The sequence below is a fragment of the Pseudomonas sp. AP3_22 TE3818 genome, assembly GCF_053628995.1.
In genome coordinates this window covers 2,402,853-2,423,574 of sequence record NZ_JBRJHL010000001.1, presented here as the reverse complement: position 1 = coordinate 2,423,574, position 20,722 = coordinate 2,402,853, and the positions used below count along the sequence as shown (strand labels likewise).

The window sequence follows — 20,722 nt, the reverse complement described above, 5'->3', positions numbered from 1 at the left end:
AAGGCGGCCTCAGGTGCGATGCTGCACTCAAGACCGTTATCGCCGGCAAGCCGGCTCCTACAGGTTTGTGTTTATCAGGGATTGGCGAAAAGGTTTTTCATCGCCGCATACTGCAACAGCATGATGGTCTTGGCGTCGCAGATCTCGCCACGGTAGAACGCTTCGAGGGCGTCGTCGAACGCCCACTCCAGCACTTCCAGTTCTTCGGTTTCCGCCTCCAGCCCGCCACCGTCGCTGACTTTCGACCTGGCGTCGTATTCGGCAATGAAGAAGTGCAGTTTTTCCGTCACCGAACCGGGGCTCATGTACGCCTCGAACACCTTCTGCACATGGTGCACGCGGTAACCCGTCTCCTCCTCCGCTTCATCGCGGATGCGGTCTTCAGGCGCCGCGCCTTCCAGCAAACCCGCCGCCACTTCGATCAACAGCCCGTCGTGACCGTTGACGAACACCGGCAGGCGAAATTGCCGGGTCAGTACCACGGTTTTCTTTTCGCGGTTGTACAAGAGAATCGCCGCGCCGTTGCCACGGTCGTAGACCTCTCGCGTCTGGCGTTGCCACTCGCCGTTGTTGCGTTGGTAATCGAAGGTGATTTTCTTCAGCAGGTACCAGTCGTGGGACAACACCTGGGAATCGAGGATGTTGACCCGCTCGGCTGTGTTCGACATGACAACGCGTCCTGTTATTTGTCAGAGAGTGCACATGTTAGGTGAAAACCTGCCTCCTCAAGCAAGCTGCGCCTTGTACTCCTTCTCGTATTGCCCGGCCAACGACTCTTTCTGTTTGTCGTCGAGCAGCTTGCCGGCCATCTGGAAGAACTTCTGCTCTTCTTCCTCGAGGTGGTGATGCACCTTCTCCGAGAGCTTCTTCGCGGCCACCAGCCAGGCCGGGCTGGACATTTCGGTGTCATCGAGCGCCGCCATCATTTCGTCCATTTCGTGATGTTCGGCGATGCCATGACGGCTGAGGTCGACGCCGTTGTCGAACTTCATCAGCGGGATATAGAAATGCCTTTCTTCGGCCGTGGCGTGAGCCTGCAATTCTGACTTGAGTTGCTTGTACGCTTCGACCCGTTCAGGCGTATCGCCGCTGGTATGGATCAGCGCCTTGGCATAGGTCCGTTGGCGTTCGTGGCTTTCGCGCAAGGCTTCAAAAATGTTCACGGGGCGTGGTCCTCATCGGCGGCGTCGGGAGTGACGCGTCTTAAGCAATGACAGCTGTGCGTTGGCGACGGTTCAACTTTCCCGGGGATGGAACAATCACGGCAACCGGGATAGGCTGCGGCTTCACTGCCATAAGGATATAGCCATGAACCTGCGTATCGAACTGTCGCAAAACCCCACGGAAGAACAACGCCAGGCCATCCTCAAACCCTTGCGCGCCTACAATGGCTCGAAGGCCGAAGGCAACGTGCCTGAGCACATCGCCTTGCTGGTGCGCGACGACAACGACGAGATCCTCGGCGGCCTGCATGGCCGATTGTTCTACCAGTGGTTGTACATCGACTTGCTGGTGGTGCCGGAAGAGGCTCGGGGACAGGGCCTGGGCTCGAAACTGATGCAGATGGCCGAGGACCTGGCGCGGGAGCGGCATTGCGTCGGGCTGTGGCTCGACACCTTCGAATTCCAGGCCCCGGAGTTCTACAAGAAATGCGGCTACAGCGAGATCGGGCACATTGCCGATTACCCGCCGGGGCACAAGCACTTCTTCTTCCAGAAGCGCCTGATAAACAACGCATGACCTTGTAGGAGCCGGCTTGCCGGCGATGGCGATTTCATTGACGCCATCGCCGGCAAGCCGGACTCCTACAGGGGTTACCCGACCGTCAACACAATCACAGGCAAGTCGCCAACGCCGCCAACCGGCGCTTGGCCACGAAATCATCCTTCTGTGCGTAGTAGCTCAGCACCGTGCCCGAGGCATCGGTGGTCACGTCGACAAAGGACTCCGCCGAACGGGTATAAACGGTCGTGCCGCCCTTCTCGCCAGGCTCCAGATAGGCGGCGGCATCCACGCCGAACACGGCCTCGTCCTGCCAGGAAAACTGCACGCACTGGGCGACGTCCTTTCCCGGTTTTTCCGAGTTCAGGGTCTTGTACGGGGCCTTGGTGCGGGCGTCGTTCATCGCCGAGCCGGCGCATCCGGCCAGCAACGTCACGGCCAGCGCCACCATCAGAATTCGCATTGCATTCACTCATCGGGAAAAAGCGGACTTTATCACCCCGGCAGCCCGTATCGTTCTGCTTTACTGCATTTATACCGCGACAGCGCACATCGATTCGCGCACCCTGTCGCGCCAATAACGTCCCATCGCCCCCCTGACTGGAAATCCGATGACACCTAATGCCGAGTTCTACAAACCGAGCACCGAATATGCCGACAAGCTGATCAGCCAGATCGGTCAGACGCCATCCTGGATCGCCAAGCGAATCGGCGTCACCGACAAGCGGATTCGCTACATCCTCGACGGCGAAAGAACCGTCAAAGGCGAAACCACGCCGATCCAGATGACCTACACCGAGCAGTTTGCCCTCGAATGCCTGGCGGCAGCGGCCAAGGCCAGCAAGCAGCAATCCTCGTAATCCGTTCTCAAGGAGCAACCATGGCGGCAACCGAGCAGCAACATGAACAGGCACTGAAGCGGTTTCTCGACGAACGCCCCGAGTTGCGCCACGACCTCGACAACCTCAACCCGTTGCAGGCCCAGGCCAAAGGCGAAACCCCGGCGCAGTACCGTGACGAACGCTTGCACGAAGCCTTCGAAGCCGAGGCGGAACGCCAAGGATTGTTCGCCTGGGAGCTGACGCTGCAACTGACGGCGGCTACGGCCCAAGACTACGAAGCGCAGCGCCTGGAAGTGCACCGGGAAGTCGCGGAAATGGCCGGTATGGACTGGCTGGAGTATTGCGAGTTGAATGGGATAAAACCCTAAGCCTGTTCAAGGATGCCGTCGCCAATGCTGCCCAACACTGCCAGGACCCACGCCAGCCCCGGTCACTTGCACACGCAGAAATGGCGCGGGCGCATAGGCCTGAGCCTGGTGGCCATGCTCTCGGTACTCGCCGGCATGACCGACGCCATCGGCTTCATGGCCAGCGGCGACTTCGTCTCATTCATGAGCGGCAACACCACCCGGATGGCGGTCGCCATCAGCACGGGCGACCTTGGCTTGACCCTGCGCCTGGTGATCCTCGTCGCCACCTTCATCGTCGGCAACGCGCTGGGCATTATCGTCAGCCGCCTGGGCCGCCGTCGGGCCCTGCCGCTGCTGTTGTCCATCGCCACCCTGCTGTGCGCCGCCGCAGCCTGGCCTTATGACACGCAACTGCCGGCCCTGCTGGCGGCGATCATCGCAATGGGCATGCTCAACGCCGCGGTGGAAGAAGTGAACGGCCTTCCGGTAGGCCTGACCTACGTCACCGGCGCCCTGTCGCGTTTCGGGCGCGGACTGGGCCGCTATATGCTCGGCGAGCGCCGCAACGGCTGGCGCGTGCAACTGATCCCCTGGACCGGCATGTTTGCCGGCGCGGTACTCGGCGCCGTGCTGGAACATCACCTGGGACTCAAGGCATTGTTTGCCAGTGGCCTGCTGGCTGCCGCGCTCGGGGTATTGTCGTTGAAGATCCCGCGGCGCTGGCAGTTGGGGTATATGCCGCGCTGAGTCTTGTGTTGTCTGTGCGGGCCTCTTCGCGGGCAAGCCCGCTCCCACAGTGATCTATGCCATGCCAACGATTGCGGTATGACCACAAAACCTGTGGGAGCGGGCTTGCCCGCGAAGAGGCCCACCCGGTCAACATCACTTTGGCCGCCCCGCCGATAAAGCATTATCATGGCCGCAGTTTCGCTGATCGAGTCCGTCATGAAGTTCGCCATCGCCGTGTTTTCCGCTGCCCACGCGCCCTCCTCGCGCCGCGCCCTGCTGTTCGCCCAAGCGGCGTTGGCCGGCGGGCATGAGATTGTCCGGCTGTTTTTCTATCAGGACGGTGTCTACAACGCGTCCGCCAGTGTGGTCACGCCCCAGGATGAAGCGGACTTGCCCAAGCAATGGCGCGCCTTTGTCAGCGACCATCAACTCGATGGCGTCGTGTGCATCGCCGCCGCCCTGCGTCGTGGTGTCTTGAATGAAGAAGAAGCCCGGCGCTATCAGCGCGAGGCTATTGCCGTCGGTGCGCCGTGGGAATTGTCCGGCCTCGGCCAATTGCATGACGCGGCGCAGGATGCCGACCGCCTGATCTGTTTCGGAGGCGCATGACATGGCCAAATCCATATTGATCATCAGCCGCCAGTCGCCATGGTCCGGCCCGGGCGCGCGCGAAGCGCTGGATATCGTGCTGGCCGGCGGCGCCTTCGATCTGCCGATTGGCCTGTTGTTTCTCGATGACGGCGTGTTCCAGCTCGCCGCCAGCCAGAACGCCAGGGCCTTGCAACAGAAAGACCTGAGCGCCAACCTGCAAGCCCTGCCGCTGTTCGGTGTCGAGGAACTGTTTGCCTGTGGCGACAGCATCACCCGGCGCGGCCTCGACCCGAGCGGCCTGGCGCTGGAAGAAGCCCGGGTGTTGGCCGCCCACGAAATCACCGCCCTCATTGACCGCTACGACCAGGTGATCACCCTCTGATGTCGACTTTGCATGTGTTGTCTCACTCCCCGTTCGGCGACGAACGCCTGACCAGTTGCCTGCGCGTGATCGGTTCCAACGACGGCTTGCTGCTGTCCGGCGATGCCGCCTATGCGTTGCAACCAGGCACCGCGCCGTTCACGGCGCTCAGCACCCGTGGCTTGAAGCTGTTCGTCCTGGCCGAAGATGCCCAGGCCCGTGCGCTGGTGGTTCCGGACTGGGCCCAGGCGATCGATTACCCGGCCTTCGTCGAACTGTCGATTCACTATGACAAGGTCAACAGTTGGCTATGAATGCATTGACGGTCGGCGCCCGCGCCATCGAGCTGGACAAGGACGGTTTCCTGGTCGAACTGAATGACTGGTCCGCCGATGTGGCCAGTGCCCTGGCGGCAGCCGAAGACATCGAGCTGACGCCCGAGCACTGGGAAGTCCTCGACCTGCTGCGCAGTTTCTACGCCGAGTTCCAGCTGTCACCGGCCACCCGCCCGTTGATCAAGTACACCGCATTGAAACTCGGCCCGGAAAAAGGCAACAGCCTGCACCTGAACCGACTGTTCAAAGGCACCCCCGCCAAACTCGCCGCGAAGCTGGCGGGCCTGCCCAAACCGACGAATTGCTTATGACCGATTACCCAGCACTGACCCTCGAAACGCCCGCCGAGCACCCGTTCGCCCAGTTCGTGCGGATCCTCGGCAAAGGCAAGCGCGGCGCCCGTGACCTGACCCGGGTCGAGGCCCGCGAGGCCATGGGCATGGTGCTCGATGAAAAGATCGAGGAAACCCAGCTCGGCGCATTCCTGATGCTGTTGCGGCACAAGGAAGAAAGCGCTGAGGAAATGGCCGGGTTCACCGAAGCCTTGCGCGAACGCCTGAACCCTCCGGCGCTGGCGGTGGACCTGGACTGGCCGACCTACGCCGGCAAGAAGCGGCACTTGCCGTGGTACCTGCTGGCAGCCAAGTGCCTGGCGCAAAACGGCGTACGGATTTTCATGCACGGCGGCGGCGCCCACACCGCCGGTCGCCTGTACAGCGAGCAACTGCTGGGTCAATTGAACATCCCGCTATGCCGCAACTGGCAACAGGTCGGCTCGGCGCTGGATAACGGCGGCCTGGCCTTCATGCCGCTGGTGGACTGGGCACCGCAGCTGCAACGGATGATCGACCTGCGCAACACCCTCGGCCTGCGCTCGCCGATCCACTCGCTGGCGCGGATTCTCAATCCGCTGGGCGCGCGTTGCGGCCTGCAGAGCATTTTCCATCCCGGCTATCAGGCCGTGCATCGCGATGCCAGCGGCTTGCTTGGCGATACCGCGATCGTGATCAAGGGCGATGGCGGCGAGATCGAGATCAACCCGGACGCCGACAGCCACCTGTACGGCACCACCGGCGGCGAGAGCTGGGACGAGGAATGGCCGCAGTTGTCGGCGCAGCGTCACGTCAAACCCGCCTCACTCGATCCCGAGCACCTGAAAGCGGTGTGGCGTGGCGATGCGGTCGACAGCTACCCGCAAATGGCCCTGATCTCGACCATGGCCCTGGCCCTGCGTGGACTCGGCCAGAGCCGCGAACAGGCCTTTGAAACCGCCGAACAATACTGGGCCGCGCGCAACAAATCGATTTAACCGATCATTCGCGCCCGATCTTTGCGCTTTTTGTTCGAACCCATGGGAATAGACTCGGCTCCAACGAATATTGGCTTCTGGAGTCTTGAACATGGGTTTGTTAGTCGATGGCCGCTGGCAGGACAAGTGGTACGAAAGCAGCAAGGATGGCACGTTCCAGCGTGAACAGGCGCAGCGTCGCCACTGGCTGACAGCTGATGGCAAGCCGGGACCGACTGGCGTCGGCGGTTTTGCCGCAGAACCCGGTCGCTATCACCTGTACGTGTCCCTGGCCTGTCCATGGGCCCATCGCACCCTGATCCTGCGCAAACTCAAAGGCCTCGAAAACCTGATCGACGTTTCGGTGGTCAGTTGGCTGATGCTGGAAAACGGCTGGACCTTCGACAAAGCCCTCGGCTCCACCGGCGACAAGCTCGATCACTTCGACTTCATGCACCAGCGCTACACCGCCGATACCGCTGACTACACCGGCCGCGTCACCGTGCCGGTACTGTGGGACAAACAGCGCAAACGCATCGTCAACAATGAATCATCGGAAATCATCCGCATGTTCAATGGTGCCTTCGACGATCTGACCGGTAACGACCTGGACTTCTACCCGGCGCCGTTGCGCGGTGAGATCGATGCGTTGAACGAGCGGATCTATCCGGCGGTGAACAATGGCGTGTACCGCGCCGGGTTTGCCACGTCGCAACAGGCTTATGAACAAGCCTTCAACGAGGTGTTTGCCGAACTGGACCGCCTGGAGCTGCTGCTGGGCGCCAATCGCTATCTGGCTGGCGAATACCTGACCGAAGCGGACATCCGCCTGTTCACCACACTGATTCGCTTCGATGCGGTGTACTACGGGCACTTCAAGTGCAACCTGCGGCGGATTGCGGATTATCCGAACCTGTCGAACTGGCTGCGAGAGATTTATCAGTGGCCGGGGATTGCCGAGACGGTGGATTTTGAACACATCAAGCACCACTACTACGCCAGCCATCACACCATTAACCCGACGGGTGTGGTGCCCAAGGGGCCGGCGCAGGACTTTACCGTGGCGCATGACCGGGAGCGGTTGAGTGGGAAAGGGGTTTGGCGCAAGGCCTGAGAATGTGATGGATTTGAAGGCCCCATCGCTGGCAAGCCAGCTCCCACAGGTTTTGTGTTGAAGCGGCAATCTTCAACATCACATAGATCACTGTGGGAGCTGGCTTGCCAGCGATGGGGACACCCGGTTTTCAGAGTTGCCCCTGAGCCCCTTCAAACCACGCCAGTTTCTCGCGCAGTTGCACCACTTCACCGACGATCACCAGCGTCGGCGCATGCACTTCATGCTCCGCCACCAATCGTGGCAAGTCGGCCAGCGTTCCGGTGAAAACGCGCTGATTGACCGTGGTGCCCTGCTGGATCAACGCCGCCGGGGTATCAGCACCGCGACCATGCTTGATCAACTGCTCGCAGATGATTGGCAAGCCCACCAGGCCCATGTAGAACACCAGCGTCTGCGCCGGCGCGACCAGATCGGCCCACGGCAAATCGGTTGAGCCGTCCTTCAGGTGCCCGGTGACAAAGCGTACCGACTGCGCATAATCGCGGTGGGTCAGCGGAATCCCGGCATAGGCCGCGCAACCACTGGCCGCCGTGATCCCCGGCACGACCTGGAACGGGATGCCATGGGCCGCCAGTTCTTCGATCTCTTCACCGCCACGACCGAAGATGAACGGATCGCCGCCCTTCAGTCGCACCACACGCTTGCCCTGTTTGGCCAGGTCCACCAATTGCTGGTTGATCTGATCCTGCGGCACCGCGTGATCGGCACGGCGTTTGCCGACATAAATCCGCTCGGCGTCGCGACGGCACAGTTCGAGAATCGCCGGCGCTACCAGACGGTCATACAGCACCACGTCCGCTTGCTGCATCAGACGCAGTGCCTTGAACGTCAGCAGATCGGGATCACCTGGCCCTGCACCCACCAGATAGACCTCACCGGTCGCCACAGGGGCTTCGCCATCGATTTTCGCCTGCAACAGACGCTCGGCTTCAGCGCCCTGCCCGGCCAGTTGCCGATCGGCAACCGGGCCCTGGAAAACATCTTCCCAAAATGCCCGACGCTGCTGCACATCCGGAAACAGGCCTTTGACCTGGTGACGAAAACGCGCCGCCAGACCGGCCAGTTGACCGTAGGTGGAAGGAATCCAGGTTTCGATCTTGGCGCGGATCAAGCGTGCCAGCACCGGCGCATCACCACCACTGGACACGGCAATGATCAATGGGGAGCGGTCGACGATGGCCGGGAAGATCACGCTGCACAGGGCCGGCGCGTCCACCACGTTGACCGGCACGCAACGCCGATGGGCATCGGCGGAGACTTGTGCGTTCAGCGCTTCGTCGTCGGTGGCGGCAATGATCAGCCCGCAACCGTCCAGATCCGCTTCGGCGTAGCCACGCAACAGGCACTCGCCACCGCTGCCGGCAACCAGTTCGCGCAGTTGTGCTTCGATTTCAGGTGCAACCACCCGCAGCTGCGCACCGGCATCGGCCAGCAGGCGGGATTTGCGCAAGGCAATTTCCCCCCCGCCGACGACCAACACACGACTGCCGCGAAGGTTGTGAAACAGCGGCAGATATTTCATTTAGCCGATGACCTCAAGGCCACCCATGTACGGCTTGAGAACCTCCGGCACACGGATCGAACCGTCGGCCTGCTGATAGTTCTCCAGCACCGCCACCAGGGTGCGACCCACTGCCAGGCCGGAGCCGTTCAGGGTGTGTACCAGTTCCGGCTTGCCGGTTTCCGGGTTGCGGAAGCGCGCCTGCATGCGGCGGGCCTGGAAATCGCCACAGTTGGAGCACGACGAGATTTCGCGGTACTTGTCCTGGCTCGGGATCCACACTTCCAGGTCGTAGGTCTTGACCGCGCTGAAGCCCATGTCGCCGGTGCACAGCGCCAGGGTGCGGTAAGGCAGCTCAAGCAGTTGCAGGACTTTCTCGGCGTTGGCGGTCAGGCCTTCCAGCGCTTCCATCGATTTCGACGGCTCGACGATCTGCACCATTTCAACCTTGTCGAACTGGTGCTGACGGATCATGCCGCGGGTGTCGCGGCCCGATGCGCCGGCTTCACTGCGAAAGCACGGTGTGTGGGCGACGAACTTGATCGGCAGCAGTTTCGAATCGACGATTTCGCCGGCTACGATGTTGGTCAGCGACACTTCGGCGGTCGGGATCAGGTACAGGTCGGCCTCGCCTTCGCGGGCGATCTTGAACAGGTCTTCCTCGAACTTCGGCAGCTGGCCGGTGCCTTGCAGCGCCGGGGCCTGGACCAGGTAAGGCGTGTAGGCCTCTTCGTAGCCGTGCTCGGTGACGTGCAGGTTGATCATGAACTGCGCCAGGGCGCGGTGCAGACGGGCGATCGGGCCACGCAGCAAGGCGAAACGCGCGCCGGACAGCTTGGCGGCAGTTTCGAAGTCCAGCCAGCCGAACTTTTCGCCCAGGGCCACGTGGTCCTGAACCGGGAAATCGAAGGCAGTCGGCGTGCCCCAACGGCGCACTTCGACGTTGCCGTCTTCGTCTTCGCCGACCGGCACGGATTCGTGCGGCAAGTTGGGAATGCCCAGCAGGATCGAGTCCAATTCGGTCTGGATCGCGTCCAGTTCGACTTTACCGGCGCTCAATTCGCCTGCCATGCGCTCGACATCCGCCATCAGCGGCGCGATGTCTTCGCCGCGCTGCTTGGCCTGACCGATGGATTTGGAACGCGCGTTACGGTCAGCCTGCAGTGCTTCGGTGCGGGTCTGGACGGTCTTGCGCTGTTCTTCCAGCGCTTCGATGCGCGCAACATCCAGCACAAAGCCACGGGATGCCAGGCGGTCCGCTACGTCCTGAAGGTTGCTACGTAACAGTTTGGAATCGAGCATGTCGGTTTCTCGTTTATCAAAGTTTGGTCAAGGACAGGCCGGCCCAGGTGGCAAGCAGCCCGCCGAATACGCTGAGTGCCGCATAGCCCAGGGCCAGCGGCACTTGCCCGCTTTCCAGCAGGCGCACCGTATCCAGTGAAAAGGATGAAAAAGTCGTCAGCCCCCCGAGGAAGCCGACCATCAACCCGGCGCGCACCTCGATGGGCACCTCCGGGCGTATCAAAAACAGACCGTATAGAACGCCGATCAGCAAACAGCCCACGATATTAACGGCCAGCGTCGCGGTATAGAAGTGCCGCGGCCAATTCGCGTTGATCCAGTTACCCGTGGCAAAGCGCAACAGCGTGCCGGCCATCCCGCCGACGGAAACCGCAACGATCAAGGGAAGCACTATTTTCTCCGCTGCCGGGGGCTTAAACGGTCGAGTTTTGCCAGGTGGTTGAGTTTTTCGCCGATCTTCAACTCCAGGCCACGGGGCACGGGCTGATAGAACGGAATCGGGTCGAGTTCTTCGGGGAAATAGTCCTCCCCGGCAGCGTAGGCATCCGGTTCGTCGTGGGCATAGCGGTACTCATCGCCATAGCCCAACTGCTTCATCAGCTTGGTCGGCGCGTTGCGCAGGTGCAGCGGCACCTCCAGCGAGCCGTGTTCGGCGGCGGCGCGCAGCGCGGTCTTGAAGCCCATGTACACCGCGTTGCTTTTCGGCGCGCAGGCCAGATAGGTGATGGCCTGGGCCACCGCCAGCTCGCCTTCCGGACTGCCGAGACGCTCCTGCACTTCCCACGCCGCCAGGCACAGGCTCAGGGCGCGCGGGTCGGCGTTGCCGATGTCTTCACTGGCCATGCGCACCACGCGCCGGGCCAGGTACAGCGGGTCGCAACCGCCGTCGATCATGCGCGCGAACCAGTACAGCGCGCCGTCGGGGTTGGAGCCGCGCACCGATTTGTGCAGCGCGGATATCTGGTCGTAGAAGGCTTCGCCACCCTTGTCGAAGCGTCGACGGGTGTCGCCGAGCAGGCTTTGCAGAAGCTCGGTACCGATCTCGCTGTTGTCTTCGGCCAGGTCAGAGGCGTTCTCCAGCAGGTTGAGCAGGCGTCGACCATCGCCGTCCGCGGCCGACAGCAGCATCTGGAAGCCTTCATCGCTGAGGGTCAGCTTGCGCTTGCCCAGGCCCCGCTCTTCGGTCAGCGCGCGCTGCACCAGTTTGCGCAGGGCCGCTTCGTCGAGGCTCTTGAGCACGTAGACGCGGGCGCGGGACAGCAAGGCGTTGTTGAGTTCGAACGAAGGGTTTTCCGTGGTCGCGCCGATGAAAATCAGCGTGCCGTCCTCGACATAAGGCAGGAACGCGTCCTGTTGGGACTTGTTGAAACGATGCACTTCGTCGACGAACAGAATGGTGCGGCGGCCGTACTGCGCGGCCTGCTGCTTGGCGATTTCCACCGCCTGACGGATCTCTTTGACCCCGGCCAGCACCGCCGAGACCGTTTCGAAGTGTGCGTCCGAGACTTCCGCGAGCAATCGCGCCAGGGTGGTTTTGCCCACACCCGGTGGGCCCCAGAAAATCATCGAATGCAGGGCACCCTGCTCCAGCGCTTCGCGCAAGGGCTTGCCGCGAGCGAGCACGTGTTCCTGACCGACGTACTCGTCCAGGTTGGCCGCACGCAGGCGGGCGGCCAGGGGCTGGGCGATGGGGGTGCTGCGAAACAGATCCATGGCTACTTGTGAAACCTCACTGGGCCTTGATGCCACACCGTCCTGAGATTGGACAAAAATCCCTGTGGGAGCGGGCTTGCTCGCGAAGAGGCCGTGTCAGTCGACATTTTGATTGAATGACACACCGCTTTCGCGAGCAAGCCCGCTCCCACAGGTTCGGTGTTTTTACTCTTGGATTACATCGGCACCCTTGGGGATGTCGAACTTGAATTTGGACGCCGGGATCGGCTCGTTGGCCTTCACCCCGGTGAACAGGATATTGGTGCGCTGGCCGACACTGTCGATCAACTGCATGTCGTTGACCAGACCATTGCGGAACGACAGGCGCAGGCTGTCGAACAGGGTGTCCTTGGTTTTCGGCTTCAGGGTGAAGTCGATCACGCCGCCGGCTTCCTTGGCGCTGATGTCGAAGCTCTGGCTGATCTTGGACACGTCACCGGACAGCAGCAAGGCCGGGGTCTGGGTCAGGCGCTGGTCGAGGTTCTTGATGGTGGCCTGTTCCAGGTCCGGGTCCCACAGGGTGACCTTCTTGCCATCGGACACCATGGTCTGTTCGGCCGGTGCATCGGTGTGCCAGTAGAACAGGCCCGGACGCTGCAGGGACATCTCGCCGGCAGTTTCCTGCAACTGGGTGCCGGTGCCATCAAGGGTCAGTTGCGAGAAACGCGCGGTCAGGGTCTGGGATTTTTCCAGCAGTTGGGTCAGGCGTGCCACATCCTTGTCATCGGCGTTAGCCTGGAGCGTGGTCAAAGCCAGTACCGGCAGCAACAGCATGCGGATCAGACGCATGGGAGTCCTCATAACATTCGTGGGAGTGCGAGTGGCGCCAAAGGGCGCCACCCTTTCATATTCGGGTCAGTCGCGCACCGGGCCCGGGGCCAGGACTTCACGCGAACCGTTGGTGTTCATGGACGTCACGACCCCGGCCATTTCCATGGCTTCGATCATGCGCGCGGCGCGGTTGTAGCCGATCTTGAGCTTGCGCTGAACCGCGGAAATGGAGGCGCGACGGCTTTCCAGCACGAACTGGACCGCTTCGTCGTACAGCGCGTCGGCCTCGGGATCGTCACCGTCGCCGCCCCCGCTGCTGCCTTCGAAGCCGCTGCCCGCCTCTTCGACGCCATTGAGGATGTCGTCGTTGTATTCCGGCGCGCCCCGCAGCTTCCAGGCCTCCACCACGCGGTGAACCTCATCGTCGGACACGAAGGCACCGTGAACACGAATCGGCAGACTGGTGCCAGGCGGCATGTACAGCATGTCACCGTGGCCCAGCAGTTGTTCGGCGCCACCCTGGTCGATGATGGTCCGCGAGTCGATCTTGCTCGATACCTGGAACGCCATGCGGGTCGGGATGTTGGCCTTGATCAGACCGGTGATCACGTCCACCGACGGACGCTGGGTCGCGAGGATCAAGTGGATACCGGCCGCACGCGCCTTCTGGGCGATACGGGCGATCAGCTCTTCAACCTTCTTGCCGACGATCATCATCATGTCGGCGAATTCGTCGACCACCACCACGATGGTCGGCAGCTTTTGCAGGAGCGGCGCTTCGTCGTGGATGCTTTCGCGCTTGTACAGCGGATCGCTCAACGGCTCGCCGGCGTCCTGGGCTTCCTTGACCTTGGCGTTGAAGCCCGACAGGTTCCGCACGCCCATCTTGGCCATCAGCTTGTAGCGTCGCTCCATCTCGGCAACGCTCCAGCGCAGGGCGTTGGCGGCGTCCTTCATGTCGGTGACCACCGGGCACAGCAGGTGCGGAATGCCCTCGTAGATCGACAGTTCCAGCATTTTCGGGTCGATCATGATCAGCTTGGCGTCTTCCGGGCCGGACTTGAACAGGATCGACAGGATCATCGCGTTCACGCCCACCGACTTACCGGAACCGGTGGTACCGGCCACCAGCAGGTGCGGCATCTTCGCCAGGTCGGTGATGACCGGCTTGCCGCCGATGTCGTGGCCCAGGGCCAGGGTGACCGGGGATTTGAAGTTGTCGTACTCGGGGGTCGACAACACCTCGGAGAAACGCACGATCTGCCGGTCTTCGTTGGGAATCTCGATACCGACCGTGGTCTTGCCCGGAATCACTTCCACCACGCGCACGCTGGTCACGGCCAGGGAACGGGCCAGGTCTTTGGCCAGGTTGGCAATGCGGCTGACCTTGACGCCGGCGGCGGGCTGGATTTCGTAACGGGTAATCACCGGACCCGGGTGGATCGAGTCCACGGTCACTTCGACGCCGAACTCCTTGAGCTTGATTTCCAGCAGGTGGCCGACCGCCGCCAGGGATTCGGGCGAGTAATTGAGCTGTTTCTTTTCCGCGGGATCAAGAATCGAGATCGGCGGCAAGGTGCCTTCAACGGCGCTGTCGACGAACAGGGGCGCCTGTTTCTCTTTTTCCACGCGTTTGCTCGGCGCGGCCGGTTTTGGCGGCGCGGGTGCAATCACCGGTGGCACCTGCTTCTCACGCTCGGACATGTGCTTGCTCAGGGCCTGCTCACGCTCGATCAACCGTTCCTTGACCTTGGCCTGCTCGCGCTTGTCGGTGACGGTCGGCGCAACCACTTCATCCATACGGTCATCGACTTCACGCAACTGGGCGACCAGCTGTTTGCGTTCGGTACGGGCCGCCCACCAGCGATTGGCCGCGCCCTGGAACAGTTCGAACAGGTCGAGGGTGATCTTGCCGGTGATGTCCATCACCTTGAACCACGACAGGTCGGTAAACACCGTCAGGCCGAACAGGAACAACGCGATGAACAGCAGCGTACTGCCCTGGATATTCAGGGCGTTCCTCGCCAGTTCGCCGAGGCTTTCGCCCAGTGCACCGCCCGCACCGGCCGGCAGACCGGTCGCGGCATGGAAATGGATATGGGCCAGCGCGGCACCCGACAGCACCAGGAACACCAGGCCGATCAGGCGCCAGGAGAACAGCCAGCCGCTCCACTGCCACGGTTCGTGACGCTGGCGGAAGATCTGGTACGCCTTGACCGCCAGCAGCAACGGGAAGATGTAGGCAAAGTAACCCAGCACCATGAACAGGATATCGGCGCTGTAGGAGCCCGCGGGCCCGCCGAAATTCTGCACGTCGTCGATCTTGCTGTTATGGCTCCAGCCCGGATCATCCTTGCCATAGGTCAGCAAGGCCATCATCAGGAACAGGCACAGGGCACCGATGGCGATCAGCGCACCTTCCTTGAGTCGGTAGTGCAAGTGCTGGCGCCAGAGCGGAACGACGGCTGGTTTAGGTGCTGCGGTGGATTTCTTCAAAACGCTTCTTTTCCTGCGCCAATGGCGCGTCCATCTGTTGAATGTCTAAAAAACTGCCCAATCCAGGCAGGTAAAAAAGTTAACACAGGTAACCGGGACTACTTTTAACACTGCGTCCCGGTTTTTATAAACACGGTGCGCACTGAATATATGTAACACGCAGGGCATTGTACGGGTTTGTACGCACGACGCCATGCTTGAGACCCTTGGGTGTAGCATAGTCAACAGCACATGACATGCTATTCAATTTGAGCATGCATTGTCTTTTGTGACAAAGGCTTATGAGGTGTTTTTATGAGCGAAGCGAAGCATTCCCGCCTGATTGTCCTGGGCTCCGGTCCTGCCGGTTACAGCGCAGCCGTTTATGCCGCCCGCGCCAACCTCAAACCCGTTGTCATTACCGGCATACAGGCAGGTGGCCAGCTCACCACCACCGTCGAAGTCGATAACTGGCCAGGCGATGTCGAAGGCCTGACCGGACCCGTGCTGATGGAGCGCATGCAAAAACACGCCGAGCGCTTTGCCACCGAGATCGTTTACGACCACATCCATACCGCCAAGTTGCAACAACGGCCGTTCGAACTGATCGGCGATGGCGGCACCTACACCTGCGACGCCCTGATCATTGCCACCGGCGCCTCCGCGCAATACCTGGGCCTGCCGTCGGAGGAAGCCTTTGCCGGCAAAGGGGTGTCGGCGTGCGCGACCTGTGACGGGTTCTTCTATCGCAACCAGGTGGTCGCGGTGGTCGGCGGCGGCAACACGGCGGTCGAAGAAGCGTTATACCTGTCGAACATCGCCAGGGAGGTGCACCTGATCCATCGACGCGACAAACTGCGCTCGGAGAAAATCCTCCAGGACAAACTCTTCGAAAAAGCCGCCCACGGCAATATCCGCCTGCATTGGAACCAGAATCTGGACGAAGTGCTCGGCAATGCCAGTGGCGTGACCGGTGCCCGCCTGCGGGACAGCCAAACGGGTGAAACCACAGAGCTGCCGCTGGCCGGGGTGTTTATCGCCATCGGCCACAAACCCAACACCGACCTGTTCATCGGGCAACTGGAAATGCGCGACGGGTATCTGCTGGTCAAGGGCGGCAGCGAAGGCGATGCCACCGCCACGGCGATTGCAGGTGTGTTTGCCGCCGGCGACGTGGCCGATCATGTTTATCGCTAGGCCGTTACGTCTGCGGGGGCCGGTTGCATGGCGGCGCTGGACGCCGAAAAATACCTCGACGACATTCCTGCCGTTTGAAGGCAAACTTTATGGCGGGCCAACGCCCGCCACTGACCTCCCCTTCTGCAAGCCCGGATGCCATGCTGACTTGGTTACAACGCAACACCTTGCACTTCCCACCGCTGGAAAAGGCCATGCGCGACCCCAACGGGCTGCTGGCTGCCGGTGGCGACCTGTCCGCCGATCGGCTGATCTCGGCTTATCGCCACGGCTGCTTCCCATGGTTTTCCGAAGGCCAGCCGATTCTCTGGTGGTCTCCGGACCCGCGCACGGTTCTGTTTCCCGACGAATTGCACGTTTCGCGCAGCCTGAACAAGCTGCTGCGCCAGCGACGCTATCAAGTGACCTTCGATCAGGACTTCGCCGCCGTCATTCGTGCCTGTGCGGCTCCCCGGGATTACGCCGACGGCACCTGGATCACCGAAGCGATGCAAGAGGCCTATATCGAGTTGCACAGGCGTGGTCACGCGCACTCGGTGGAAGTGTGGGATGGGGACGAACTGGTCGGCGGCCTGTATGGCCTGGCGATGGGCCGGTTGTTTTTTGGCGAGTCCATGTTCAGCCGCGCTGACAACGCCTCGAAATTCGGCTTTGCCACCCTGGTCCGGCATCTGAAAGACTCGGGTTTTGTACTGATCGATTGCCAGATGCCCACCGATCACCTGCACAGTCTCGGAGCCCGGGCCATCCCCCGCCGTGAGTTTGCCAGCTATCTGGCCCAGCATCTGGACCAGCCCAATCGCGCGAGCTGGGTTTGCTGAGCGACTTTTGCGCAGGTGGCTTACACTTATTCAAAAGCATTATCCCGAGGGTTGATCATGACCGAGTTGGCGCGTTTGAAGTTCTATGCCACTCAGCCGCACTCTTGCAGTTATCTGCCCGATGAGCAGGCCACAACCCTGTTCCTCGACCCTAGCCAGCCCATGGATGTGAATGTCTATGCAGACCTGTCAGAGATGGGGTTTCGTCGCAGTGGCGATCATCTCTACCGGCCGCATTGCCAGAATTGCAATGCCTGCGTTCCGGCGCGCATTCCCGTGGGGCCGTTCACGCCCAACCGGCAACAGAAACGCATTTTCAAGCGCAACACGGACTTGCAGGTGCGTCCGGCCAAGCCCTGCTTCAACGAAGAGTACTTCGCGCTTTACCAGCGCTACATCGAACAGCGTCACGCCGATGGCGACATGTACCCGCCCAGTCGCGACCAGTTTTCGACCTTCCTGGTGCGGGACCTGCCGTTTTCACGGTTTTATGAGTTCCGCCTGAACGGCCAACTGCTGGCCGTCGCCGTCACCGATTTGCTGCCGAACGGTATTTCGGCGGTCTACACCTTCTACGAGCCAGCCGAAGAGCGCCGTAGCCTTGGGCGCTATGCAATCCTGTGGCAAATCGCCGAGGCCCGGCGACTGGGGCTGGAAGCGGTCTACCTCGGTTACTGGATCAAAAACTGCAAAAAAATGAATTACAAGACTCAATATCGCCCCATTGAGTTGCTGATTAATCAGCGTTGGGTGGTTCTAAACTAGAGCCGACCCTAAACCCCTTGGCTTAAACCCCACTTTTCGGGCACAATGCACGCCGCTTTTGCCTGGCGCAGTTGCACCGGGCCATTCATTGGACACCGAGGGCTTTACTGCATGTCGAAAGAAGACAGCTTCGAAATGGAAGGCACTGTCGTCGACACCCTGCCCAACACCATGTTTCGTGTGGAGTTGGAAAATGGGCACGTCGTAACCGCGCACATCTCCGGCAAGATGCGCAAGAACTACATCCGTATTCTTACCGGCGACAAAGTGCGCGTAGAGCTGACTCCCTATGACTTGAGCAAAGGGCGCATCACTTACCGCGCCCGCTAATCAGGTCAATACAAGACGCCCGGCTTATGCCGGGCGTTTTTGTTTGTCTGGGATTTGCTGCCAAACCACTGTAGGAGCGAGCTTGCTCGCGAAAAACCTGAGAACACCGCGTCAATCCAGGCTTCCCGCGTCATCGTTAACAACCATCGCGAGCAAGCTCGCTCCTACAGACAGCAAAAAGGCGCCAACCGGCGCCTTTTTGCTTTGTTGCGGTTTAACGTCAGGCCATCTCGGCCGTGGTCTCGAACTCGAAGGTCAGCTCGCCATCCTTGATGTCGATGTGTACCACACCGCCATGTTCGGCCAGTTCGCCAAAGAGAATTTCCTCCGCCAGTGGACGCTTGATCTTGTCCTGGATCAGGCGAGCCATTGGGCGAGCACCCATCGCCGCGTCGTAGCCACCTTCGGCCAGCCAGCTGCGGGCCGCATCGGTGACTTCCAGCAACACTCGCTTGTCTTCCAGCTGCGCCTGAAGCTCGGTAAGGAACTTGTCCACCACGCTCTTGATGACCTCATGACTGAGGCGACCAAACTGGATAATGGTGTCCAGACGGTTGCGGAATTCCGGCGTGAAGCTCTTCTTGATCACTTCCATCGCATCGGACGAGTGGTCCTGGAAGGTGAAACCGATCGAAGCACGAGCAGCTGTCTCGGCACCGGCGTTGGTCGTCATGATGACGATCACGTTACGGAAATCCGCCTTGCGCCCGTTGTTATCGGTCAAGGTACCGTGGTCCATGACCTGCAACAGCAGGTTGAAGACCTCCGGATGCGCTTTCTCGATCTCATCGAGCAACAGCACGCAGTGTGGCTGCTTGGTGATGGCTTCGGTCAGCAGACCGCCCTGATCGAACCCGACATAGCCCGGAGGCGCACCGATCAGACGCGATACGGTGTGGCGCTCCATGTACTCGGACATGTCGAAGCGAATCAGTTCGACACCCAGTGCCTTGGCCAACTGACGCGCCGCTTCGGTTTTACCGACACCGGTAGGCCCGGCGAACAGGAACGAACCCACAGGCTTGTCAGGGGACTTGAGACCGGCACGGGACAACTTGATCGCGGTTGCCAGCGAGTCGATCGCGGCATCCTGACCAAACACGGTCAACTTCAGGTCGCGCTCGAGGTTACGCAGCAATTCCTTGTCGGAGCTGGTGACGTGTTTTGGCGGAATCCGCGCGATTTTCGCGACGATGTCTTCGACCTGAGGCACTTCGATGCGTTTAACACGCATCTCGACCGGCTGCAGGCGCTGGTAGGCACCCGCTTCGTCGATGACGTCGATCGCCTTGTCCGGCATGTGCCGGTCATTGATGTAACGCGAGGCCAGTTCGGCAGCCGCGCGCAGGGCTTCATCGCTGTATTCGATATTGTGATGGCTTTCGAAACGCCCCTTCAGGCCGCGCAGAATGCCAATGGTGTCTTCCACCGAAGGCTCCGACACATCGACCTTCTGGAAACGCCGGGCCAAGGCACGGTCCTTCTCGAAGATGCCGCGGAATTCCTGGAAGGTGGTCGATCCGATGCAACGGATATCACCCGAGGACAGCAGCGGCTTGAGCAGGTTCGAGGCATCCATGACGCCACCGGACGCAGCACCCGCACCAATGATGGTGTGGATCTCGTCGATGAACAGGATCGCCTGCGGCCGTTTTTTCAGCTCATTGAGCAACGCCTTGAAGCGCTTCTCGAAATCGCCACGGTATTTGGTACCGGCCAGCAAGGCACCCAGGTCGAGGGAGTAAACCACGCTGTTGGCCAGCAGGTCCGGCACCTGGTTGTCGACAATGCGCTTGGCCAGGCCTTCGGCAATCGCGGTTTTACCCACGCCCGCCTCGCCCACCAGCAGCGGGTTGTTTTTGCGCCGGCGCGCCAGGATCTGTGCAACACGCTCGACTTCCAGCTCACGCCCCACCAACGGATCGATACGACCCTGGCGCGCGAGTTCGTTGAGGTTGCTGGCATAAGCATCCAGGGGATTGCCCGAGGAAGAAGACTCACCGCCCTCGTCGTCCTGCATATCTTGCTCACCTTCAGAGTGATCGCCATGCCCCGGCACCTTGGAAATGCCATGGGCGATGTAGTTGACGACATCTATGCGGGCAACGCTCTGCTGTTTCAGCAGGAACACCGCCTGACTCTCTTGCTCACTGAAGATCGCGACCAGCACGTTGGCACCAGTCACTTCGCGTTTGCCCGAGCTCTGTACGTGAAACACAGCACGTTGCAGGACACGCTGGAAGCCCAGGGTTGGCTGGGTTTCGCGATCCTCGTCATGCACGGGGATCAATGGCGTGGTGGAGTCGATGAACTCCTGCAGGTCATGCTTGAGTTTGTCGAGGTTTGCGCCGCACGCACGCAGAACGGTGGTGGCAGCCTCATTGTCCAATAGGGCCAGCAGGAGGTGTTCGACGGTCATGAACTCATGACGCTTCGAACGGGCCTCCTTGAAGGCAAGATTGAGGGTGACTTCGAGCTCGCGGTTTAACATAGCTTCACCTCATACCCAAGT

The 20,722-nt window shown here is 61.0% G+C and carries 23 protein-coding genes and 1 pseudogene; 14 read left to right on the top strand and 10 right to left on the bottom strand.

The window, feature by feature from the left end; genetic code table 11:
- Positions 1-74: 74 nt before the first annotated feature.
- Positions 75-668 (bottom strand): NUDIX domain-containing protein, encoded by a 594-nt coding sequence (locus AB7M25_RS11005; protein ID WP_429517132.1) that lies wholly within the window; start codon positions 666-668, stop codon positions 75-77.
- A 57-nt stretch (positions 669-725) separates the two neighbouring features.
- Positions 726-1,163 carry a hemerythrin domain-containing protein gene (locus AB7M25_RS11000; protein WP_454237273.1) on the bottom strand — a complete coding sequence of 146 codons (438 nt, stop codon included), beginning with the start codon at positions 1,161-1,163 and terminating at the stop codon, positions 726-728.
- A gap of 145 nt (positions 1,164-1,308) precedes the next feature.
- Between AB7M25_RS11000 and AB7M25_RS10995 the strand changes: the two genes are divergently transcribed.
- The gene (locus AB7M25_RS10995) at positions 1,309-1,740 is read left to right on the top strand and encodes a GNAT family N-acetyltransferase (RefSeq protein WP_429383018.1); all 432 of its coding nucleotides are present in this window, start codon (positions 1,309-1,311) and stop codon (positions 1,738-1,740) included.
- Between the two features lie 94 nt (positions 1,741-1,834).
- On the opposite strand, the gene AB7M25_RS10990 is transcribed toward AB7M25_RS10995, so the two are convergent.
- Positions 1,835-2,185, bottom strand: a complete 351-nt coding sequence (locus AB7M25_RS10990) for a hypothetical protein (protein WP_150725955.1) — start codon at positions 2,183-2,185, stop codon at positions 1,835-1,837.
- 148 nt (positions 2,186-2,333) lie between these two features.
- Between AB7M25_RS10990 and AB7M25_RS10985 the strand changes: the two genes are divergently transcribed.
- The 9 genes from AB7M25_RS10985 (at position 2,334) to AB7M25_RS10945 (ending at position 7,332) form a co-directional block, all read left to right on the top strand.
- Positions 2,334-2,582: a hypothetical protein gene (locus tag AB7M25_RS10985; RefSeq protein ID WP_095966482.1), complete on the top strand. Its 249-nt coding sequence runs from the start codon at positions 2,334-2,336 to the stop codon at positions 2,580-2,582.
- A 20-nt stretch (positions 2,583-2,602) separates the two neighbouring features.
- Positions 2,603-2,932 carry a DUF6388 family protein gene (locus AB7M25_RS10980; RefSeq protein ID WP_258681715.1) on the top strand — a complete coding sequence of 110 codons (330 nt, stop codon included), beginning with the start codon at positions 2,603-2,605 and terminating at the stop codon, positions 2,930-2,932.
- Positions 2,933-2,956: 24 nt separating this feature from the next.
- Complete coding sequence (locus AB7M25_RS10975) at positions 2,957-3,661, top strand: YoaK family protein (protein WP_429517130.1); 705 nt, start codon at positions 2,957-2,959, stop codon at positions 3,659-3,661.
- 198 nt (positions 3,662-3,859) lie between these two features.
- A complete protein-coding gene (gene tusD / locus AB7M25_RS10970; protein WP_429517229.1) occupies positions 3,860-4,252 on the top strand; it encodes a sulfurtransferase complex subunit TusD in 393 nt (130 codons plus the stop codon).
- Position 4,253: 1 nt separating this feature from the next.
- Complete coding sequence (gene tusC / locus AB7M25_RS10965; RefSeq protein WP_429517128.1) at positions 4,254-4,616, top strand: sulfurtransferase complex subunit TusC; 363 nt, start codon at positions 4,254-4,256, stop codon at positions 4,614-4,616.
- Positions 4,616-4,909, top strand: coding sequence for a sulfurtransferase complex subunit TusB (tusB, locus tag AB7M25_RS10960; RefSeq protein ID WP_429560867.1), 294 nt, complete (start codon positions 4,616-4,618; stop codon positions 4,907-4,909). The genes tusC and tusB overlap by 1 nt, the downstream gene beginning before the upstream one ends.
- The gene (locus tag AB7M25_RS10955; RefSeq protein ID WP_104447769.1) at positions 4,906-5,241 is read left to right on the top strand and encodes a TusE/DsrC/DsvC family sulfur relay protein; all 336 of its coding nucleotides are present in this window, start codon (positions 4,906-4,908) and stop codon (positions 5,239-5,241) included. The genes tusB and AB7M25_RS10955 overlap by 4 nt, the downstream gene beginning before the upstream one ends.
- Entirely contained in the window at positions 5,238-6,239 is a 1,002-nt protein-coding gene (locus tag AB7M25_RS10950; RefSeq protein WP_429517124.1) for a glycosyl transferase family protein, read from the top strand. The genes AB7M25_RS10955 and AB7M25_RS10950 overlap by 4 nt, the downstream gene beginning before the upstream one ends.
- A gap of 91 nt (positions 6,240-6,330) precedes the next feature.
- Complete coding sequence (locus tag AB7M25_RS10945) at positions 6,331-7,332, top strand: glutathione S-transferase family protein (RefSeq protein WP_429383032.1); 1,002 nt, start codon at positions 6,331-6,333, stop codon at positions 7,330-7,332.
- A 130-nt stretch (positions 7,333-7,462) separates the two neighbouring features.
- Here AB7M25_RS10945 and cysG read toward each other — a convergent pair whose 3' ends face one another.
- The 6 genes from cysG to AB7M25_RS10915 all read right to left on the bottom strand — a co-directional run bounded on the left by cysG (position 7,463) and on the right by AB7M25_RS10915 (position 15,118).
- Positions 7,463-8,857 (bottom strand): siroheme synthase CysG, encoded by a 1,395-nt coding sequence (cysG, locus tag AB7M25_RS10940; RefSeq protein WP_429383034.1) that lies wholly within the window; start codon positions 8,855-8,857, stop codon positions 7,463-7,465.
- The gene (serS, locus tag AB7M25_RS10935; RefSeq protein ID WP_429383036.1) at positions 8,858-10,138 is read right to left on the bottom strand and encodes a serine--tRNA ligase; all 1,281 of its coding nucleotides are present in this window, start codon (positions 10,136-10,138) and stop codon (positions 8,858-8,860) included. It abuts the gene before it with no gap.
- 16 nt (positions 10,139-10,154) lie between these two features.
- Positions 10,155-10,529 carry a fluoride efflux transporter CrcB gene (gene crcB / locus AB7M25_RS10930; RefSeq protein WP_008049383.1) on the bottom strand — a complete coding sequence of 125 codons (375 nt, stop codon included), beginning with the start codon at positions 10,527-10,529 and terminating at the stop codon, positions 10,155-10,157.
- Positions 10,529-11,851, bottom strand: a complete 1,323-nt coding sequence (locus tag AB7M25_RS10925) for a replication-associated recombination protein A (protein ID WP_429560864.1) — start codon at positions 11,849-11,851, stop codon at positions 10,529-10,531. Before AB7M25_RS10925 ends, crcB begins: the two co-directional genes overlap by 1 nt.
- A gap of 165 nt (positions 11,852-12,016) precedes the next feature.
- Positions 12,017-12,640 carry an outer membrane lipoprotein chaperone LolA gene (gene lolA, locus AB7M25_RS10920; RefSeq protein WP_104447774.1) on the bottom strand — a complete coding sequence of 208 codons (624 nt, stop codon included), beginning with the start codon at positions 12,638-12,640 and terminating at the stop codon, positions 12,017-12,019.
- 66 nt (positions 12,641-12,706) lie between these two features.
- Positions 12,707-15,118, bottom strand: a complete 2,412-nt coding sequence (locus AB7M25_RS10915; protein ID WP_015094398.1) for a DNA translocase FtsK — start codon at positions 15,116-15,118, stop codon at positions 12,707-12,709.
- 294 nt (positions 15,119-15,412) lie between these two features.
- Here AB7M25_RS10915 and trxB point away from each other — a divergent pair.
- The 4 genes and pseudogenes from trxB (at position 15,413) to infA (ending at position 18,210) form a co-directional block, all read left to right on the top strand.
- Positions 15,413-16,372, top strand: a pseudogene (trxB, locus tag AB7M25_RS10910) (thioredoxin-disulfide reductase).
- Between the two features lie 62 nt (positions 16,373-16,434).
- Positions 16,435-17,115 carry a leucyl/phenylalanyl-tRNA--protein transferase gene (aat, locus tag AB7M25_RS10905; protein ID WP_429517122.1) on the top strand — a complete coding sequence of 227 codons (681 nt, stop codon included), beginning with the start codon at positions 16,435-16,437 and terminating at the stop codon, positions 17,113-17,115.
- 57 nt (positions 17,116-17,172) lie between these two features.
- Complete coding sequence (locus tag AB7M25_RS10900; RefSeq protein WP_429383044.1) at positions 17,173-17,880, top strand: arginyltransferase; 708 nt, start codon at positions 17,173-17,175, stop codon at positions 17,878-17,880.
- Between the two features lie 111 nt (positions 17,881-17,991).
- On the top strand, positions 17,992-18,210 hold the full coding sequence (gene infA / locus AB7M25_RS10895) for a translation initiation factor IF-1 (protein ID WP_002553999.1): 219 nt from the start codon (positions 17,992-17,994) through the stop codon (positions 18,208-18,210).
- 220 nt (positions 18,211-18,430) lie between these two features.
- On the opposite strand, the gene clpA is transcribed toward infA, so the two are convergent.
- Entirely contained in the window at positions 18,431-20,701 is a 2,271-nt protein-coding gene (clpA, locus tag AB7M25_RS10890; protein WP_454237272.1) for an ATP-dependent Clp protease ATP-binding subunit ClpA, read from the bottom strand.
- Positions 20,702-20,722: the final 21 nt, after the last annotated feature.

Coding starts and splice junctions, on each gene's coding strand:
- tusC (WP_429517128.1), top strand. CDS start 4,254: ATGGCCAAATCCATATTGATCATCAGCCGCCAGTCGCCATGGTCCGGC.
- AB7M25_RS10990 (WP_150725955.1), bottom strand. CDS start 2,185: ATGCGAATTCTGATGGTGGCGCTGGCCGTGACGTTGCTGGCCGGATGC.
- AB7M25_RS10985 (WP_095966482.1), top strand. CDS start 2,334: ATGACACCTAATGCCGAGTTCTACAAACCGAGCACCGAATATGCCGAC.
- AB7M25_RS10925 (WP_429560864.1), bottom strand. CDS start 11,851: ATGGATCTGTTTCGCAGCACCCCCATCGCCCAGCCCCTGGCCGCCCGC.
- AB7M25_RS11005 (WP_429517132.1), bottom strand. CDS start 668: ATGTCGAACACAGCCGAGCGGGTCAACATCCTCGATTCCCAGGTGTTG.
- AB7M25_RS10955 (WP_104447769.1), top strand. CDS start 4,906: ATGAATGCATTGACGGTCGGCGCCCGCGCCATCGAGCTGGACAAGGAC.
- lolA (WP_104447774.1), bottom strand. CDS start 12,640: ATGCGTCTGATCCGCATGCTGTTGCTGCCGGTACTGGCTTTGACCACG.
- infA (WP_002553999.1), top strand. CDS start 17,992: ATGTCGAAAGAAGACAGCTTCGAAATGGAAGGCACTGTCGTCGACACC.
- AB7M25_RS10995 (WP_429383018.1), top strand. CDS start 1,309: ATGAACCTGCGTATCGAACTGTCGCAAAACCCCACGGAAGAACAACGC.
- aat (WP_429517122.1), top strand. CDS start 16,435: ATGCTGACTTGGTTACAACGCAACACCTTGCACTTCCCACCGCTGGAA.
- AB7M25_RS10900 (WP_429383044.1), top strand. CDS start 17,173: ATGACCGAGTTGGCGCGTTTGAAGTTCTATGCCACTCAGCCGCACTCT.
- AB7M25_RS10975 (WP_429517130.1), top strand. CDS start 2,957: ATGCTGCCCAACACTGCCAGGACCCACGCCAGCCCCGGTCACTTGCAC.
- AB7M25_RS10980 (WP_258681715.1), top strand. CDS start 2,603: ATGGCGGCAACCGAGCAGCAACATGAACAGGCACTGAAGCGGTTTCTC.
- serS (WP_429383036.1), bottom strand. CDS start 10,138: ATGCTCGATTCCAAACTGTTACGTAGCAACCTTCAGGACGTAGCGGAC.
- clpA (WP_454237272.1), bottom strand. CDS start 20,701: ATGTTAAACCGCGAGCTCGAAGTCACCCTCAATCTTGCCTTCAAGGAG.
- tusB (WP_429560867.1), top strand. CDS start 4,616: ATGTCGACTTTGCATGTGTTGTCTCACTCCCCGTTCGGCGACGAACGC.
- AB7M25_RS10950 (WP_429517124.1), top strand. CDS start 5,238: ATGACCGATTACCCAGCACTGACCCTCGAAACGCCCGCCGAGCACCCG.
- cysG (WP_429383034.1), bottom strand. CDS start 8,857: ATGAAATATCTGCCGCTGTTTCACAACCTTCGCGGCAGTCGTGTGTTG.
- tusD (WP_429517229.1), top strand. CDS start 3,860: ATGAAGTTCGCCATCGCCGTGTTTTCCGCTGCCCACGCGCCCTCCTCG.
- AB7M25_RS10945 (WP_429383032.1), top strand. CDS start 6,331: ATGGGTTTGTTAGTCGATGGCCGCTGGCAGGACAAGTGGTACGAAAGC.